The following is a 13,855-nucleotide window of genomic DNA, read 5'->3' as shown; positions in this document are numbered from 1 at the left end:
CGGAAGCTGGGGAGTTCAGGCTCATGCGCATCAGCCGGCTTAGGCTGCTCGGCTTCAAATCATTTGTCGAGCCTACCGAACTGGTCATCGAACCGGGACTGACTGGTGTTGTCGGTCCTAACGGGTGTGGCAAGTCCAACCTTCTCGAAGCGCTGCGCTGGGTGATGGGTGAGACGTCCCACAAATCCATGCGTGCAGCAGCAATGGACGACGTTATCTTCTCAGGTACGAGTTCGCGTCCGGCGAGGAACCTTGCCGAGGTGACGATCTTTATCGACAACTCGGAACGCTTGGCCCCAGTCGAATTCAACGACAGCGATACCATCGAGATTACGCGACGCATCGAGCGCGAGGCGGGGTCTGCTTATCGTATCAATGGTCGCGAAGCGCGTGCTCGCGACGTCAAGATCCTGTTCGAAGACGCGGCAACCGGATCGCGCTCTCCAGCGCTGGTGCGTCAGGGGCAGATCGGCGATATCGTCAATGCCAAGCCTGAGGCGCGTCGCCGAATTCTTGAGGATGCAGCGGGGATCGCGGGCCTGCATTCGCGGCGTCACGAAGCTGAGTTGCGCTTGAAGGCTGCGGAAAACAATCTCGCGCGCCTCAACGATGTGCTCGGTGGACTCAACTCGCAGATCGAATCATTGAAGCGGCAAGCGCGGCAGGCGCGGCGGTATCGAGATCTCTCGCGGGAGATTACGCGGGCGGAAGCCCTGCTCATGCATCTGACGTGGCGTGATGCTTACGCAGCGGCTGAGGCTGAGGAAGCGCGGCTGCGCGAAGTTCTGGTTCGGCTGGGTGAGGCGACGCGGGCGGAGGCAGCGTCTCTGCGGGCGGAGGCTGAAGCTGCTGCGCAATTGTTACCTCTGCGTGAGGCTGATGGGAAAGCGAGCGCCTTGCTGGCGCGTCTGCGCATCGAGGCTGAAAATTTCGAACGCGAGGCGGAACGGCAAACGACGCGGGCTTCGGAACTCGAAGATCGGATCGCGCAGTTGGAACGCGACTTGGCGCGTGAGGAGGCGCTCAAGACCGAGGCTGTGGACACCATCGCCCGGCTCGAACAAGAGATCGACGCTATCGAGGGCGAGGAGACCAACGCTGAGACATCGGCTCTGTCGGCTGAAGTTGATCTTAAAGATGCGGCCGCGGCACTTGAGGCCACGGAAGCCGAACTTTCACGCTTGACTGCGGCGGTCGCGCAAGAACGCGCACAACGCGACAGCGCACAATCCACTCTGACGCAGGCGCGCCAGCGCGTTGAGCGAGTCAAAACGCAGTTGGAGACGCTGGACCGTCAAGCTTCCGAGATCGGCGGTGGTGGTAATGATGCCGCTGACCATGAGCGGGTGCTGGCGGATGTGGCGCGGCTTGGCGAACTGATTGCCGATATCGAGCAGCGCACAAGCGATGCGGAAATGAGGCATGAGGGGCTGGCCGAAACTGTGACGGAGCGCCGCGAAGCCGCGTCGCAGTCGCGGATGACGGCCAATGCTCTCAAGACGGAACGTGAGACGCTTGCGCGTCTGTTAGTGCCGGACAGCGGTGACTATCCAGCGATCGTCGATTCAGTGCGCGTAGCTCCCGGTTTCGAGGCCGCGCTCGGTGCCGCGCTCGGCGATGACCTTGACGCGCCAGCCGATTCCGCCGCGGCCGTGCATTGGCTGTTGATCGAAGGCGATGATAACGACCCGCCGTTGCCAGAGGGCGTCGATCCGCTTGATGCTCACGTCAAAGCGCCGCCTGAGCTGCAACGACGGCTTCGGCAAATTGGCGTTGTTGCGAGCGATGCAGGTGCTGATTTGCAGCCTTACTTGCGGCCGGGGCAACGGTTGGTGAGCCGAGAAGGCGATCTTTGGCGTTGGGATGGCTTCGTTGCGGCGTCACACGGAATGACAGCTGCCGCGCAACGCCTGAGCCAACGTAACCGGCTTACAGCGTTGGCTCAGGAAGAAACGCAGGCGCGTGAGCAAGCTGAGCGGGATGCCGCAGCAGAAGTCCAGGCGGCCGCATTGTTGCGAGATGTGCAGGGTGAAGAGCAGCGGCTGCGGCAGGATTGGCGCAACGCGCAGAATGAACTTTCCGCCGCGCAGGCGACCTTGCAGAAAATCGATCGGCGGCGACGCGAGATTGAAAGCAAGCTGGCGGCGATCGCGGGCGCACGTACGAGTTCTGAACGTGATCTCGAAGAAGCGGAGAGCCGTGCGGCAGAGGCTGCAGCAGTCGCCGAACGTTTTAGCGATTCCGCAATCGCGGCGCTTGAAGAGGAACGTTCGGCCATTCTGGTAAAGGCGCAGGGAGAACGTGCGCATGTCGCTGATTTGCGTGCATCCGTTGCGGCCTTAACCCGTGCGCGTCAGGAGCGGGCTCATAAGAGGGCGAGCTTGGCGTCGGACCTCGAACGTTGGCGCACACGACTAGCGGGCTCAGGCGAACAGATGTCGGCCTTGAGCGGGCGCCGCGATGAGGCCCGTGTCGAACTCGAGACGCTTGCAGGGCTGCCCGCACAAATCGAGGCGCGCCGTCAGAAGTTGCTCGACGGATTGACTGAAGCTGAACGCCAGCAAAAGGAAGCCAGCGACGCCTTGCAGCGTGGCGATGCGGCTCGCACGGACGCGGCTTCGGCGTTGCGCGAGGCGCAAGGTGATGTCGGTGCTGCACGTGAAGATCGTGCGCGCATCGAGGCAAAGCTGGAAGCGGCGCGCAACCGTTGCCAGGAAGAGGCGCACCGTATTCATGAAACCTTCAATGTGACGCCCGAGGCGTGCTTGTCGCTCGCTGAGCTTGGTGAGGGAGATGCATTACCAGCGCTGGCTGATGTTGACCGGCAATGGAACCGCCTGAAAGCGGATCGCGAGCGGCTGGGCGGCGTCAATCTGCAGGCGGATGAAGACCTGGAGCAGCTTTCCGACCAATTCACGAGCATGGAATCTGAGCGGGGCGACGTTGAGCAGGCGATTGCCAAGCTGCGCGGGGGTATCGGTCAGCTCAATCGCGAAGGCCGCAAGCGGTTGAATGAAGCTTTCCAGACCGTCGATGGACATTTCCAGCGGCTGTTCGGCACCCTGTTTGGCGGCGGTGAAGCGCGCCTTGAGATGGTTCAGTCGGAAGACGATCCTCTGGAGGGTGGGCTTGAAATTATCGCGCGGCCGCCTGGCAAGAAGCCTGCAACTCTTTCGTTGTTGTCTGGCGGCGAACAAACATTGACGGCGCTCTCTCTGATCTTCGCCGTGTTTCTGACGAATCCGTCACCGATCTGTGTGCTCGATGAAGTCGACGCGCCACTTGATGACGCCAACGTCGACCGGTTCTGTACGTTGATGGAGAAGATGGCGGAGGAAACCGCGACGCGGTTCCTTGTTATCACACACCACCCGATGACGATGACGCGGATGCAGCGCCTGTTCGGTGTCACTATGGCTGAAAAGGGCGTGTCGCAACTCGTTTCGGTTGATTTGCAAACAGCGCAAGAGTTCCGCGAGGCTAGCTGAAGCTACCGCGCATCCTGACTGAGTGATTGGGGGAATTTTTTATGGGACGCCTTCTGATCGCAATAGCCATTCTACTGTGCCTTGCGTGGGCTGGTGCAGTTGCTTACGAGGCTTGGGTCAGCTGGCCGCATCTTTCCCTGGACCTCAGCCACGGTGATGCCGGAACTCAAGCTGCTTATGATCAAGCCGTGATTATGCACGTTGTGCGCTATGCGGTCGTTGGAATAGCGCCGTTTTTAATTGTCACGGCGCTATCACTTATGTTCGGTCGATCCAGGAAATCATAAATCAGTTTCATTTTTTGGATCTGAGGATTTCCTATCTTCCCTCGCTGGCGAGATAGTCGACGATTTTCTTTCTCTCGGCCTCGTCCGTAATTCCGGAGAACGGCTTCATATTGTTGCCTGAAACGACAGCGTCCGGATTTGCGATGAATGCGTCAAGCTTTGCCTCGTCCCAAGTGAAGCCGGCATTTTTCATTGCTGATGAATAATTGTATCCTTCGGCTGCACCGGCTTTGCGCCCTATGATGTTGTGCAGATTGGGGCCTAGCCGATTGTCGCCTTCATCCGTAGTGTGGCATGTGCGGCAAGCATTGTTGTAGGCGATTTGGCCTTCGTTTTTTTCTTGTGCTTCCGTTTGTTTGTCGAGGGCCACAATAAACCCCGCCGTCAACAGGGCGGCGGCAGTGGTTCTTAAAAGGTCGCGATCAGCCATTTTTACCTCTCGAGGCCTGATTTTCAGTCATCATCGAGGAAACGCGGGGACAGGTTTCAATGTTCCCGTGTCGGCAGGCCGCAGGTGAATGGCTTTATTTTTCTATTGTTCGCATGCTCTTAGGAGTGAACAATGTATTCCTGATTTTAAATGTCAAAATTACAAATCTATTGTTTCAATCCTCAGCGGCGTGGGATCTTCAAATATCCAATTTCTTTGCCAGCTTCCTGGCGCATGCGCTCTAGGTGGTCTCTCACCTCACGCGGGTGCATCGGCAGATCCGATTGACGGATGCGGTCCGCTTCCAACTTGCGAAGTTCTTCGAGAAGCGGCTGCGCCGTCTGATGCAACATCGCGATCGCCGCAACAGCGCTTCTCTTCATGTTCGAGGGCACTTTGGGAATGATGTTGTCGATCATGTCTTTAACGTCGTTCGAGAGATAGCTCGACAAGCGCCCGAATATTGAGATCAGACGGATCTTGAAGGTTTCGCTAAAACGGAATCCGTCGCGTTCCATCCATTCAAAGATCTTGTCCATGACGATGTCCTGCAGACGCAGGTCAGAGGTTACGCGGTAGTCCTGCCATTCGGCTACGACGTCGAAGGCGGGTTCTAATTCCATCTCACCCGGTGCGAAGGTTTCGGTCGTTTGCACGCCGATACGATCGACGAAGTCACGATTTTTCATGTCGAGGCGCGTCGGGAATGTGGGCAGGATAAATTTGTGGTCGCTTGCTTCTTTATAGGCGCGCCGCACCAGCTTCGAGCAGAAGAGTGCGCGCGGATCGTTGTCCAGGCGCATGGTGAAATCGTAGGGGATGTGTTTGCCCTGCGGGCTCAAGGACAGGCGAACGCGGTCATGGATCACGTAGGCTGCGCGTTGGGCGAGAGCCGGGTCGCGGTGGCGGAAAACGATGGCCCGCCCGAGGTCGTGGCCTAACACCTTCGCCAACGGCTGGATGACAGAGCCGTCTTCGATCAGAGCTTCTACGGCCCAGTGCGAGCCGTTGGGATCGACGTAAATGATGAAGACGTGACTGAACTGAGAGTCGATGTCGCCGATGCGTGCGATCGCGGCCGAGTTATGCAGGCGGCCTCGGACGAGGACGACGTCTCCGGATTGGAACGGTAGGCGCGCCGGTCCGGCCAGTGCAGCAGGTACTTGCGTGTTGTGATGAGGGCCGGTGAAGGCGCGGAACGTCTTTGCGTCGGCGGGCAGACTGGCAAACCCGATCCATAATTCACCGACGATGTCCGATGCGTAGCGGAGTGCCCGCAGGCAATCACGTGCACGTTTGATGGCGTGCCGCGACATCGCTCCGGCGTCGTGCCATTGCCCGACTTGCCCGCGCAGGGCGACGCGCAGATCGAACAGCGCGGCCATGATTTCTGGCGCGGTTTCGCGATGCTGGGCGATATCGTATTGGGCAAAGTCAACCTGCTCGAAAGCCTGGTAGAGCTGATCGAGGTTTGAAGCGAGCTGGCTCGTCGTCGAGACAGGTTTGGTTATTGCGGCCTTGAACGCGGTGACGTCGTTCAACAATTTAGCCGGTCCGGTGGACGTGTTCACGCAAAACTCCTCCACAATCTGCGATCCCGATTAAGTTCGGATGCGCAAAATGCGTACTCCCCCTGCTCAGATAGCGGAGCAAGATCAACTGGGCCAGAGCCTAGTTCGGTTTCGGCAGTAGCGAAATTGCAAACACGCACCACTCTGGCGCGATTGGTCGCCTCAAATATGTCGCCGGACAGACAATTGGGTGGCGCGTCCGGCGTTATCAATCGGGCCTTTGCTACTCGGCGGCGATCAACGCTGGCATGCGTGCGAGCCCAAGTTGCTGCTTGGCGCGTTCGCGCAACTCATCGATCGGCTTGAGTTTTCCGCCGGTCTCAAAGTGCCAGAACGTCCAGCCATTGCAGGCTTGTTTGCCTTGAACATGGGCACCCAGGCGGTGGATCGATCCTTGGCTTTTCTGCCAACTTAGAGTGCCGTCGGCCTTAACTTCGGCGCGGATCTTGCGGCGGGGATCGAACAGGGCTGAGCCGGGCTTAAGAATGCCAAGCTCGATAATGGTGCCGAATGGGACGCGCGGTTCAGAGCGTTTCGAGGGCTGTGTTTCCAGGGCGGATGCGGGGAGTTGGCGCACCTTAGCGATACGTTCACGGGCCGCTGCCGCGTAGTCCTTGTCACGTTCGATGCCGATGTAGGAGCGCCGGAGGCGTTTGGCGACGGCGCCTGTCGTGCCGGTGCCAAAGAACGGATCAAGGACGACATCGCCCACGTTGGAGGAGGCCAGCAACACGCGGTTCAGCAGGGCTTCAGGTTTCTGGGTCGGGTGAGCTTTGCGGCCGTCATCGTCCTTCAGGCGCTCAGGTCCGGAGCAGATTGGGAAAAGCCAGTCCGAGCGCATCTGCAAGTCGTCGTTAAAAGCCTTCAAAGACTCATAGTTGAAAGTGTAGCGTGACTTCTGATCACGTGCGGCCCAGATCAGCGTTTCGTGCGCATTGGTGAAGCGGCGGCCACGGAAGTTCGGCATCGGGTTGACCTTGCGCCAAACGACGTCGTTGAGGATCCAGAAGCCGAGATCCTGCATCGTTGCCCCAAGCCGGAAGACGTTATGGTAGGAGCCAATGACCCAGATTGCGCCATCGGGTTTCAAGATGCGGCGGCATTCGCCAAGCCACGTCCGGCAAAACGCGTCGTAGTCGGCAAAGCTGGCAAAGCGGTCCCAGTCGTTGTCGACACCGTCCACACGGGTGTTGTTGGGGCGCAGGAGTTCGCCGTCGAGCTGGAGATTGTAAGGAGGGTCCGCGAAGACCAAATCGACGCTGGCGTCGGGGATTTTTGCGAGCTGTTCGAGGCTGTCCCCGATGATGATGCGATCACGTTGAGGGCGGGCAGACTTGGGGGACCGACGCAAGACCATGTTCTACGTAACTTCCAAACGCTGAAACGACCACAGAATAAACCTGACGGGTGGTTGAGTGCCCGTACAGAAGGATGGCGAGCGTCACCATCGCGGAGGGGTGGTTAACGAGTCGTAACCAAGGCGTACGTCAAGTTATCCACAGACTCTTGGTAGTGTCGGATTCAGGCGAACACATGACGAACATATCATGATCGTACGAAGGCGTCAGGTTCGAAGTTTGGCCTTGAATAGTGGGGCATAAATGAAAATGGGCTGTACCGCTTTTCGCGATACAGCCCATTTTATCTTTTAGCTTGGCGGTGGTGTCGCTCAGCGCACCATCAAGCTGAACTTAGTAGCAATAGCGGTCTAGCTTATAGCAAGCGTTGTCATTACCACGGCGGCAACGGTGAGCCCAACGATCGCAGCGATCATAGCGGCCACGATAGTGGCGGTGATCATGCGCGTGGGCACGATTTGCTGCACCCAGTGCCAGGCCAAGGGCTACACCACCGACGATTGCTGGGCCAACCCAGCGGCCACGGCGGCCGGCGACCACGATCTTTTCTCCGCTCGCGTCGGATTTGGCGACGATCATGCCCTTGTTGTGCGTTGCATTGCCCGTCAGCGACTGCTGGACAGGAGCGTCAATGCGAGCCTCGGCGGCTGACGCCTGGCCCGCCATAAAGGGCATCGAAAGCGCGAGGGCCGCGACGCCAAAGAACTTCATGATAGTTTTCATCTCTAGTCTCCCTACTTACCCCGGGGCAATGATGCAATCATGCGACGCGGGACATCTCAATTTAATCTCGTCGCGCGGCATTGCTCTCTACAACGTAGTTTGCTGCCGCATGTTCCGAAACAATGAGATACTTTAGAGGCGGGATTGTGAATTCAGGATGAACAAGGACGTTCAGCAAAACAGCGGGAGTGCTGTATCGATCCTGCTGTTTTCAATTACAGTGAACGCTCTCTTGTTCCCATGCTCATTTTGAGCTTTACGGGATACTGCCCACCCTCCTCATTCTGATGACTTTTGTACAAAAACTCACGAATTGGTGCACTTTAGTCGGTTGACGCGGGGCGTCCCGTTTGGTGGGATACCAGAGAAACCCCCGGCGATCGCGGATCATCACGCTGATTGTTTCATAATGGGGGGCGAGCAAAAGCCTTAGCACGTCGCGGCCAGCCGCCAGGCGTCATCCCGGAGGCGAGGAGGAAGTGTATGAGGCAAGTCAGCCTAGGGCTGTTTTTGTTCGCGTTCTGGTTGATTTTATCTGGGCACTACACTCCCTTCTTGCTGGCTATCGGGCTCGGCAGCGTCGCTCTGGCCGTTTACGTCTCATCGCGCATGCGGGTGGTGGATGCTGAAGGTCATCCAATCGGCTTGCTCAGCAGGTGGTTGGGCTATCTTGTCTGGCTTTACATTGAGATCATGAAGTCCGCGTGGGCTGTCACGCGCATCATCATCGATCCGAAGCTGCCGATCTCACCGACGATGACCAAAGTGAGGGCGAGCCAAAAGACGCCCGCCGGCATCGCAACCTATGCCAACTCAATTACGCTCACGCCGGGCACCATAACGACTGACGTTAAGGGCAACGTTTTAACGATCCATGCGCTCGTTCGGGGCGGGGCGGACGATCTGGAAGGGGGCGACATGGATCGACATGTCAGCGGCTTCGAGCGAGGTCGCGTCTAATGTTTTTCGTCGCTTCCGCCGCAATTCTCGTTGCCATCATACTCGTGGTGGTGCGCGCAATCCGAGGGCCGACTGTGTTCGATCGCGTGCTTGCGGCAAACGCCATCGGCACCCTTGCGATCTTGTTGCTTGCAGCGATCGGCTTTCTTACCGGACGTCCAGAATGGCTTGACGTGGGGCTGACCTACGGCCTGCTCAATCTCATCAGTATGCTCGCCGTCCTCAAATTCTTCCGTCATGGAGACCTTGCCTATGACGGAGAAGAAGAGAGGGAGACGAAAGCATGATGGAGCAGATCGTCGATATCGCCAGCTGGATCCTTATCGTGCTCGGCAGCTTCTTCATTATCACCGGCGCAGCAGGAATGCTGCGTATGCCGGATCTATTTACGCGCATGCATGCGGCAAGTGTCATTGAGACTCTTGGTGCGACGTTGCTTGTCGTCGGTCTGATGCTGCAGGCAGGCTTTACGCTCGTCAGCGCAAAGCTCGTATTCGTATTGCTGTTGTTTTTCTTTATCGGGCCGGTTGCGGCGCATGCGTTGGCGCAAGCAGCGTTGCACGCTGGTGTAGAGCCAATGCTCGATGAGGACAGACGCAACAGGGAGCCTCCGGGCGGGGCGGAAAAAAATGAAACAGACCCCGTGGAGCCGAAGACATGAACACAAAAGCTGCTCCTGAAGTCGTCGCCACTCCCGAAGTTTTCGTCATCATGGTGCTGCTGACATTGCTCGCGGCAGTGACGCTGGCAATTATCCGACAACGCAACCTTTTCAGCGTTGTGATTTTGTCGAGCATCTACAGCTTCCTGATGGCGAGCATCATGATCGCGCTCGATGCGGTTGATGTTGCGATGACGGAGGCTTCTGTTGGCGCTGGTATTTCGACAGTCATTCTGCTCGCGACGCTGCACCTGACAAAATCGGTCGAGTATCCTGCGGTCAGGCAGGTCGCGCTTCCATTGTTCGTGTGTATTGTCGTTGCTGGTGCGCTGATTTGGGGGTCTATCTCTCTTCCGCCGTTCGGCATCGCGGATACCCCAATTCATACCCACACGGCGCCGCGGTATATTGAAATGGCAAAAGAACATCTGATGCCGCCGAATATCGTGACGGCTGTGTTGGCCGATTTCCGTAGCTTCGACACCTTGGGTGAAACCACCGTGATTTTCACGGCGGGCATCGGTGTATTGCTGCTGCTGAAAGGGCGCGTGAAGAAAATGCAGGGACAGGATGATACTGAGAAGAAAGGTGAGGCATGAAACTCGACCTTGTCTTACGTGTCGGCACAAAGATCTTGCTGCCGTTCATTCTGGTCTTCGCGCTTTACGTACAGTTTCACGGTGATTATGGGCCGGGCGGCGGCTTTCAAGCCGGCGTGATCGCGGCGGGTATGGTGATCCTCTACGCAATCATCTTCGGGGTGAACAAAGCCAAGCACATTGTACCGCAGGCGCTTGTTGAAGCCATGATTCCGTTGGGGGTTCTGATCTACGCCGGGACGGGCATCGTGAGTTTGCTGCTCGGTTACAACTACTTGGACTACACAGGGTTTGCGGGTGATTTTCTGCGTGCCCACGAATGGGGAATTCTAATCGTTGAGCTTGGGGTTTTGGTAACGGTGTCTGGAACCATGATTGCTATGTTCTACGCTTTCGCCGAGAGGGGGCGATGATGGAAGCGCTCCAAAAGTTCGCCACGCACTACAACTACTTCGTGACGATCTTTTTGATGGTCGCCGGCCTCTACATCGTGATTGCGCGCGGCAATATGATCAAAAAGCTGGTAGGACTATCCTTATTCCAGACGTCCGTTTATCTGCTCTATCTGTCTCCAGGTAAAATCGTCGGTGGCACGGCCCCGATCTATGATGGGGCATATCAAGTCTACGCTAATCCTTTGCCGCACGTCCTTATGCTTACGGCAATCGTGGTCGGTGTGGCGACGATTGCTCTCGGCTTGGCCCTCGCTGTGCGCATCAATGAAGCGTACGGGACCGTCGAAGAAGACGAAATCTTCTCGAAAGATGGGGAAATATGATCGATCTGCAGCCGCACTTGCCGATCCTGCAGGTCGTTATCCCGCTCTTAGGATCGCTGTTAACAGCGTTTATTCGTCGTGGCACGCTGTCTTGGCTTGTGACGCTGATTGTCACGTGGACTCTGCCGTTTATTGCTGTTGCTTTGTTCTTGCAGGTGCAGGCCGCCGGCGCGCCGATTTACTACAAGCTCGGTAATTGGGAAGCGCCTTTTGGCATCGTCTACAAAGTCGATGTCCTCAGCGCATTCATGCTGTGCCTGGTGTCGGGCGCGGCTGCGGTCATCATGCCATTTGCACGCAAGAGCGTTGCCAGTGAGATCGATTCCCATCAGCAGTCCTGGTACTATACGATGTATCTGCTGTGCCTTGCGGGCCTGCTTGGGATCATCATTACGAATGATGCGTTCAACGCCTTCGTCTTCCTCGAAGTGTCGTCACTGTCGACGTACGTCCTCATTGCGTTGGGCAGGCATCGGCGCGCCCTTGTCGCCTCCTACCAGTATCTCATTATGGGGACGATCGGCGCGACGCTCTACATCATAGGTGTCGGCCTTTTATACTTGCTGACAGGATCGCTGAACTTCGACGATATCGCAGCGCGACTGACGTCGGATCTGGTTTGGCCGTTGGAGCCGCTGCTGGCAGCGTTGGCCTTTATCTTTGTCGGGCTGAGTTTGAAGCTCGCGCTGTTCCCGTTGCACGTCTGGCTGCCCAATGCCTACGCCTATGCGCCATCGTTCGCGACGGTGTTCCTCGCGGGCACGGCCACAAAGGTGGCGATCTATCTGCTGGTGCGGGTGATGTTCGAGGTGTTCGGCGTCGCGCTCACGTTTGATCGTTTGCCGGTGGCTGAGATCCTTATCGTACTATCCGTGGCTGCCATGTTCATCGCTTCTTTCAGTGCGGTGTTCGAGGATAACGCCAAGCGGATGCTGGCCTATTCCTCGGTTGCGCAGATCGGCTACATCACGCTCGGCATCGGGCTTTTCAATCAGGCCGGTCTTACGGGGGCGTTTGCGCATGTCGCGAACCACGCGGTTATGAAAACGGCTTTGTTTCTGGCTCTCGGCGCAGCATTTTATCGTATCGGTTCCGTGCGCTTCAGCGATCTGGAAGGAATCGGTCGGCGAATGCCTTTGACGATGGGTGCGCTTGTGATCGCGGGTATCGGACTTATGGGCACGCCGGGTACCGCAGGCTTTATTTCCAAATGGTATCTCGCGATGGGAGCGCTCGAAGCAGGATCATGGCTTCTTGTGTTTTTGATCGTGGCCAGCTCGCTTATCTCTGTCATCTATGTCGGTAAGCTCGTTGAGGTGATGTGGCTTCGTGCACCTTCGCCAGCGGCGGCAGAGGCGAAGGAAGCGCCATTGTCGATGCTGGTTCCACTGCTTCTCCTGGCTGCGGCTACTATTTATCTCGGTTTTGATACGCGCCTGACGGTCGATATCGGCAACCAGATCGCGACGTTGCTGCTTGGGGGGCTCAAATAATGCTTAGCCTCACACCTGAGCAACTGATGCTCGCCGCTCTTGTGATCCCTTACATTGCGGCGGTTCTCATTCCGCTGTGTTGGCGCGTGCCAAATATTCGGGAGGGCGTCACGCTCGTAGCGGCGGTCGCACTCGCGACGGTCGTCTGGAATCTCTATCCGCACGTCATCGATGGGGCGCGGCCTGAGATCGTTGGGTTCAGCGTTGCCCCTGGGCTCGATTTTGCTTTCAAGGTCGAGCCATTGGGGCTGCTGTTCGGGCTCGTGGCCTCGACTTTGTGGGTCGTGAACTCGGTCTATTCGATCGGGTATATGCGCGGGAACAACGAGCCGCGGCAGACACAATTCTATGTTTGCTTTGCGGTTGCGCTGGGCGCCACGATCGCGCTCGCCTTTTCGAAGAACCTCTTCACGCTCTTCATATTCTATGAGCTGCTCACTCTCTCGACCTATCCGCTGGTGACGCACAAAGCGACTCCCGACGCTTTCAAGGCGGGGCGCGTCTATCTGTTCATGCTCGTTGGCACGTCGATGGTGCTTTTGCTTCCGGCGATCATCGCGACATGGGTTTTTGCCGGGACGCTTGACTTTACGCCTGGCGGCATTTTCGCTGACAAGGTCAGTCCGGTCCTTATGGGCGGCCTTCTGGTGCTGTTTATTTTCGGCATCGGAAAAGCAGCCCTCATGCCAGGTCATTTCTGGCTTCCCGCAGCGATGGTCGCGCCGACTCCCGTCAGCGCCCTTCTCCATGCCGTTGCCGTGGTGAAGGCTGGTGTCTTCACGGTTCTGAAGGTGATCGTTTTCGTTTTCGGTATCGAGACGCTTGCGGAGGCCGGAACTGGCGCGTGGCTTTTGTGGGCTGCGAGTTTCACGGTTCTCACAGCTTCGATCATCGCGCTGCGGCAGGACAACCTGAAAAAGCGTTTGGCTTATTCAACGGTTTCGCAACTCTCCTACATCGTGTTGGCAGCGGCGATTCTGACGCCGATTTCCGCAATCGGGGCGGCGATGCATATCGCTGGGCACGCCGTGGCGAAGATCACGTTGTTCTTTGCGGCAGGCTCCATCTACACGGCGGCGCATAAGACCGAGATTAGCGAGCTCAATGGCATCGGCTGGAAGATGCCTTGGACGATGACAGCCTTTGCTGTCGGTTCTCTCGCGATGATTGGCCTGCCGCCCACAGCAGGCTTTTTCGGAAAGTGGTTCATGTTGTCGGCTGCCTCAACGACACAGGACTGGCTCGTCATCGCGGTCATCGTTTTGTCTACGGTGCTAAACGCCTGCTACTTCTTGCCCATTATTATCCGGGCATTCTTTCGCGAGCCCGAAAAGGTCGTTGCCGGGCACGCAGTGGGCGCGCAATACGCCGGTCATAATGACGATCACGGCGAGGCGCCTTGGCCCATCGTCGTTGCGTTGACCGTGACGGCATCGATGACGGTGCTGTTGTTCTTCTTCCCGAGCGTGCCCTTCAATCTGGCGCAACTAATGGTGGCGGGGTGATC

General features: G+C 57.4%; 14 protein-coding genes. 10 read left to right on the top strand and 4 right to left on the bottom strand.

Annotated elements, in window-relative coordinates; translation table 11 throughout:
* Nucleotides 1-23 precede the first annotated feature (23 nt).
* Nucleotides 24-3,488, top strand: coding sequence for a chromosome segregation protein SMC (gene smc, locus K5845_RS06880; protein ID WP_046479484.1), 3,465 nt, complete (start codon nucleotides 24-26; stop codon nucleotides 3,486-3,488).
* A 41-nt stretch (nucleotides 3,489-3,529) separates the two neighbouring features.
* Nucleotides 3,530-3,775, top strand: coding sequence for a hypothetical protein (locus K5845_RS06875; RefSeq protein ID WP_046479485.1), 246 nt, complete (start codon nucleotides 3,530-3,532; stop codon nucleotides 3,773-3,775).
* Between the two features lie 31 nt (nucleotides 3,776-3,806).
* On the opposite strand, the gene K5845_RS06870 is transcribed toward K5845_RS06875, so the two are convergent.
* The 4 genes from K5845_RS06870 to K5845_RS06855 all read right to left on the bottom strand — a co-directional run bounded on the left by K5845_RS06870 (nucleotide 3,807) and on the right by K5845_RS06855 (nucleotide 7,857).
* The gene (locus K5845_RS06870) at nucleotides 3,807-4,205 is read right to left on the bottom strand and encodes a c-type cytochrome (protein ID WP_287958691.1); all 399 of its coding nucleotides are present in this window, start codon (nucleotides 4,203-4,205) and stop codon (nucleotides 3,807-3,809) included.
* Between the two features lie 182 nt (nucleotides 4,206-4,387).
* Nucleotides 4,388-5,776, bottom strand: a complete 1,389-nt coding sequence (locus K5845_RS06865) for a YiiX/YebB-like N1pC/P60 family cysteine hydrolase (RefSeq protein WP_287958690.1) — start codon at nucleotides 5,774-5,776, stop codon at nucleotides 4,388-4,390.
* A 223-nt stretch (nucleotides 5,777-5,999) separates the two neighbouring features.
* Entirely contained in the window at nucleotides 6,000-7,133 is a 1,134-nt protein-coding gene (locus tag K5845_RS06860; RefSeq protein ID WP_287958689.1) for a site-specific DNA-methyltransferase, read from the bottom strand.
* Nucleotides 7,134-7,467: 334 nt separating this feature from the next.
* On the bottom strand, nucleotides 7,468-7,857 hold the full coding sequence (locus K5845_RS06855) for a hypothetical protein (protein WP_139165310.1): 390 nt from the start codon (nucleotides 7,855-7,857) through the stop codon (nucleotides 7,468-7,470).
* A 483-nt stretch (nucleotides 7,858-8,340) separates the two neighbouring features.
* Here K5845_RS06855 and K5845_RS06850 point away from each other — a divergent pair, with 483 nt between their 5' ends.
* From K5845_RS06850 to K5845_RS06815, 8 genes are read left to right on the top strand one after another with little or no spacing between them, the layout of a single operon-like run.
* Complete coding sequence (locus K5845_RS06850; protein ID WP_046479488.1) at nucleotides 8,341-8,817, top strand: Na+/H+ antiporter subunit E; 477 nt, start codon at nucleotides 8,341-8,343, stop codon at nucleotides 8,815-8,817.
* Complete coding sequence (locus K5845_RS06845; RefSeq protein ID WP_046479489.1) at nucleotides 8,817-9,104, top strand: MrpF/PhaF family protein; 288 nt, start codon at nucleotides 8,817-8,819, stop codon at nucleotides 9,102-9,104. The genes K5845_RS06850 and K5845_RS06845 overlap by 1 nt, the downstream gene beginning before the upstream one ends.
* Entirely contained in the window at nucleotides 9,101-9,478 is a 378-nt protein-coding gene (gene mnhG, locus K5845_RS06840) for a monovalent cation/H(+) antiporter subunit G (protein ID WP_197540869.1), read from the top strand. Before K5845_RS06845 ends, mnhG begins: the two co-directional genes overlap by 4 nt.
* A 50-nt stretch (nucleotides 9,479-9,528) precedes the next feature.
* Nucleotides 9,529-10,077, top strand: coding sequence for a DUF4040 domain-containing protein (locus K5845_RS06835; protein ID WP_046480806.1), 549 nt, complete (start codon nucleotides 9,529-9,531; stop codon nucleotides 10,075-10,077).
* Complete coding sequence (locus tag K5845_RS06830; RefSeq protein ID WP_046479491.1) at nucleotides 10,074-10,490, top strand: Na(+)/H(+) antiporter subunit B; 417 nt, start codon at nucleotides 10,074-10,076, stop codon at nucleotides 10,488-10,490. The genes K5845_RS06835 and K5845_RS06830 overlap by 4 nt, the downstream gene beginning before the upstream one ends.
* Complete coding sequence (locus tag K5845_RS06825) at nucleotides 10,487-10,855, top strand: cation:proton antiporter subunit C (protein ID WP_244464962.1); 369 nt, start codon at nucleotides 10,487-10,489, stop codon at nucleotides 10,853-10,855. The genes K5845_RS06830 and K5845_RS06825 overlap by 4 nt, the downstream gene beginning before the upstream one ends.
* Nucleotides 10,852-12,348, top strand: a complete 1,497-nt coding sequence (locus K5845_RS06820) for a monovalent cation/H+ antiporter subunit D family protein (RefSeq protein WP_046479492.1) — start codon at nucleotides 10,852-10,854, stop codon at nucleotides 12,346-12,348. Before K5845_RS06825 ends, K5845_RS06820 begins: the two co-directional genes overlap by 4 nt.
* Nucleotides 12,348-13,853 carry a proton-conducting transporter transmembrane domain-containing protein gene (locus tag K5845_RS06815; protein WP_287958688.1) on the top strand — a complete coding sequence of 502 codons (1,506 nt, stop codon included), beginning with the start codon at nucleotides 12,348-12,350 and terminating at the stop codon, nucleotides 13,851-13,853. Before K5845_RS06820 ends, K5845_RS06815 begins: the two co-directional genes overlap by 1 nt.
* The last annotated feature ends 2 nt before the right edge of the window (nucleotides 13,854-13,855 follow it).

This window comes from Filomicrobium sp. (assembly GCF_025698805.1).
In the GTDB taxonomy this organism is placed as follows: domain Bacteria; phylum Pseudomonadota; class Alphaproteobacteria; order Rhizobiales; family Hyphomicrobiaceae; genus Filomicrobium; species Filomicrobium insigne.
Note: the sequence above shows the minus strand (reverse complement) of the source record. Positions and strands in the feature narration are given on the sequence as shown.

Coding starts and splice junctions, on each gene's coding strand:
- smc (WP_046479484.1), top strand. CDS start 24: ATGCGCATCAGCCGGCTTAGGCTGCTCGGCTTCAAATCATTTGTCGAG.
- K5845_RS06875 (WP_046479485.1), top strand. CDS start 3,530: ATGGGACGCCTTCTGATCGCAATAGCCATTCTACTGTGCCTTGCGTGG.
- K5845_RS06870 (WP_287958691.1), bottom strand. CDS start 4,205: ATGGCTGATCGCGACCTTTTAAGAACCACTGCCGCCGCCCTGTTGACG.
- K5845_RS06860 (WP_287958689.1), bottom strand. CDS start 7,133: ATGGTCTTGCGTCGGTCCCCCAAGTCTGCCCGCCCTCAACGTGATCGC.
- K5845_RS06855 (WP_139165310.1), bottom strand. CDS start 7,857: ATGAAAACTATCATGAAGTTCTTTGGCGTCGCGGCCCTCGCGCTTTCG.
- K5845_RS06850 (WP_046479488.1), top strand. CDS start 8,341: ATGAGGCAAGTCAGCCTAGGGCTGTTTTTGTTCGCGTTCTGGTTGATT.
- K5845_RS06845 (WP_046479489.1), top strand. CDS start 8,817: ATGTTTTTCGTCGCTTCCGCCGCAATTCTCGTTGCCATCATACTCGTG.
- mnhG (WP_197540869.1), top strand. CDS start 9,101: ATGATGGAGCAGATCGTCGATATCGCCAGCTGGATCCTTATCGTGCTC.
- K5845_RS06835 (WP_046480806.1), top strand. CDS start 9,529: ATGGTGCTGCTGACATTGCTCGCGGCAGTGACGCTGGCAATTATCCGA.
- K5845_RS06830 (WP_046479491.1), top strand. CDS start 10,074: ATGAAACTCGACCTTGTCTTACGTGTCGGCACAAAGATCTTGCTGCCG.
- K5845_RS06825 (WP_244464962.1), top strand. CDS start 10,487: ATGATGGAAGCGCTCCAAAAGTTCGCCACGCACTACAACTACTTCGTG.
- K5845_RS06820 (WP_046479492.1), top strand. CDS start 10,852: ATGATCGATCTGCAGCCGCACTTGCCGATCCTGCAGGTCGTTATCCCG.
- K5845_RS06815 (WP_287958688.1), top strand. CDS start 12,348: ATGCTTAGCCTCACACCTGAGCAACTGATGCTCGCCGCTCTTGTGATC.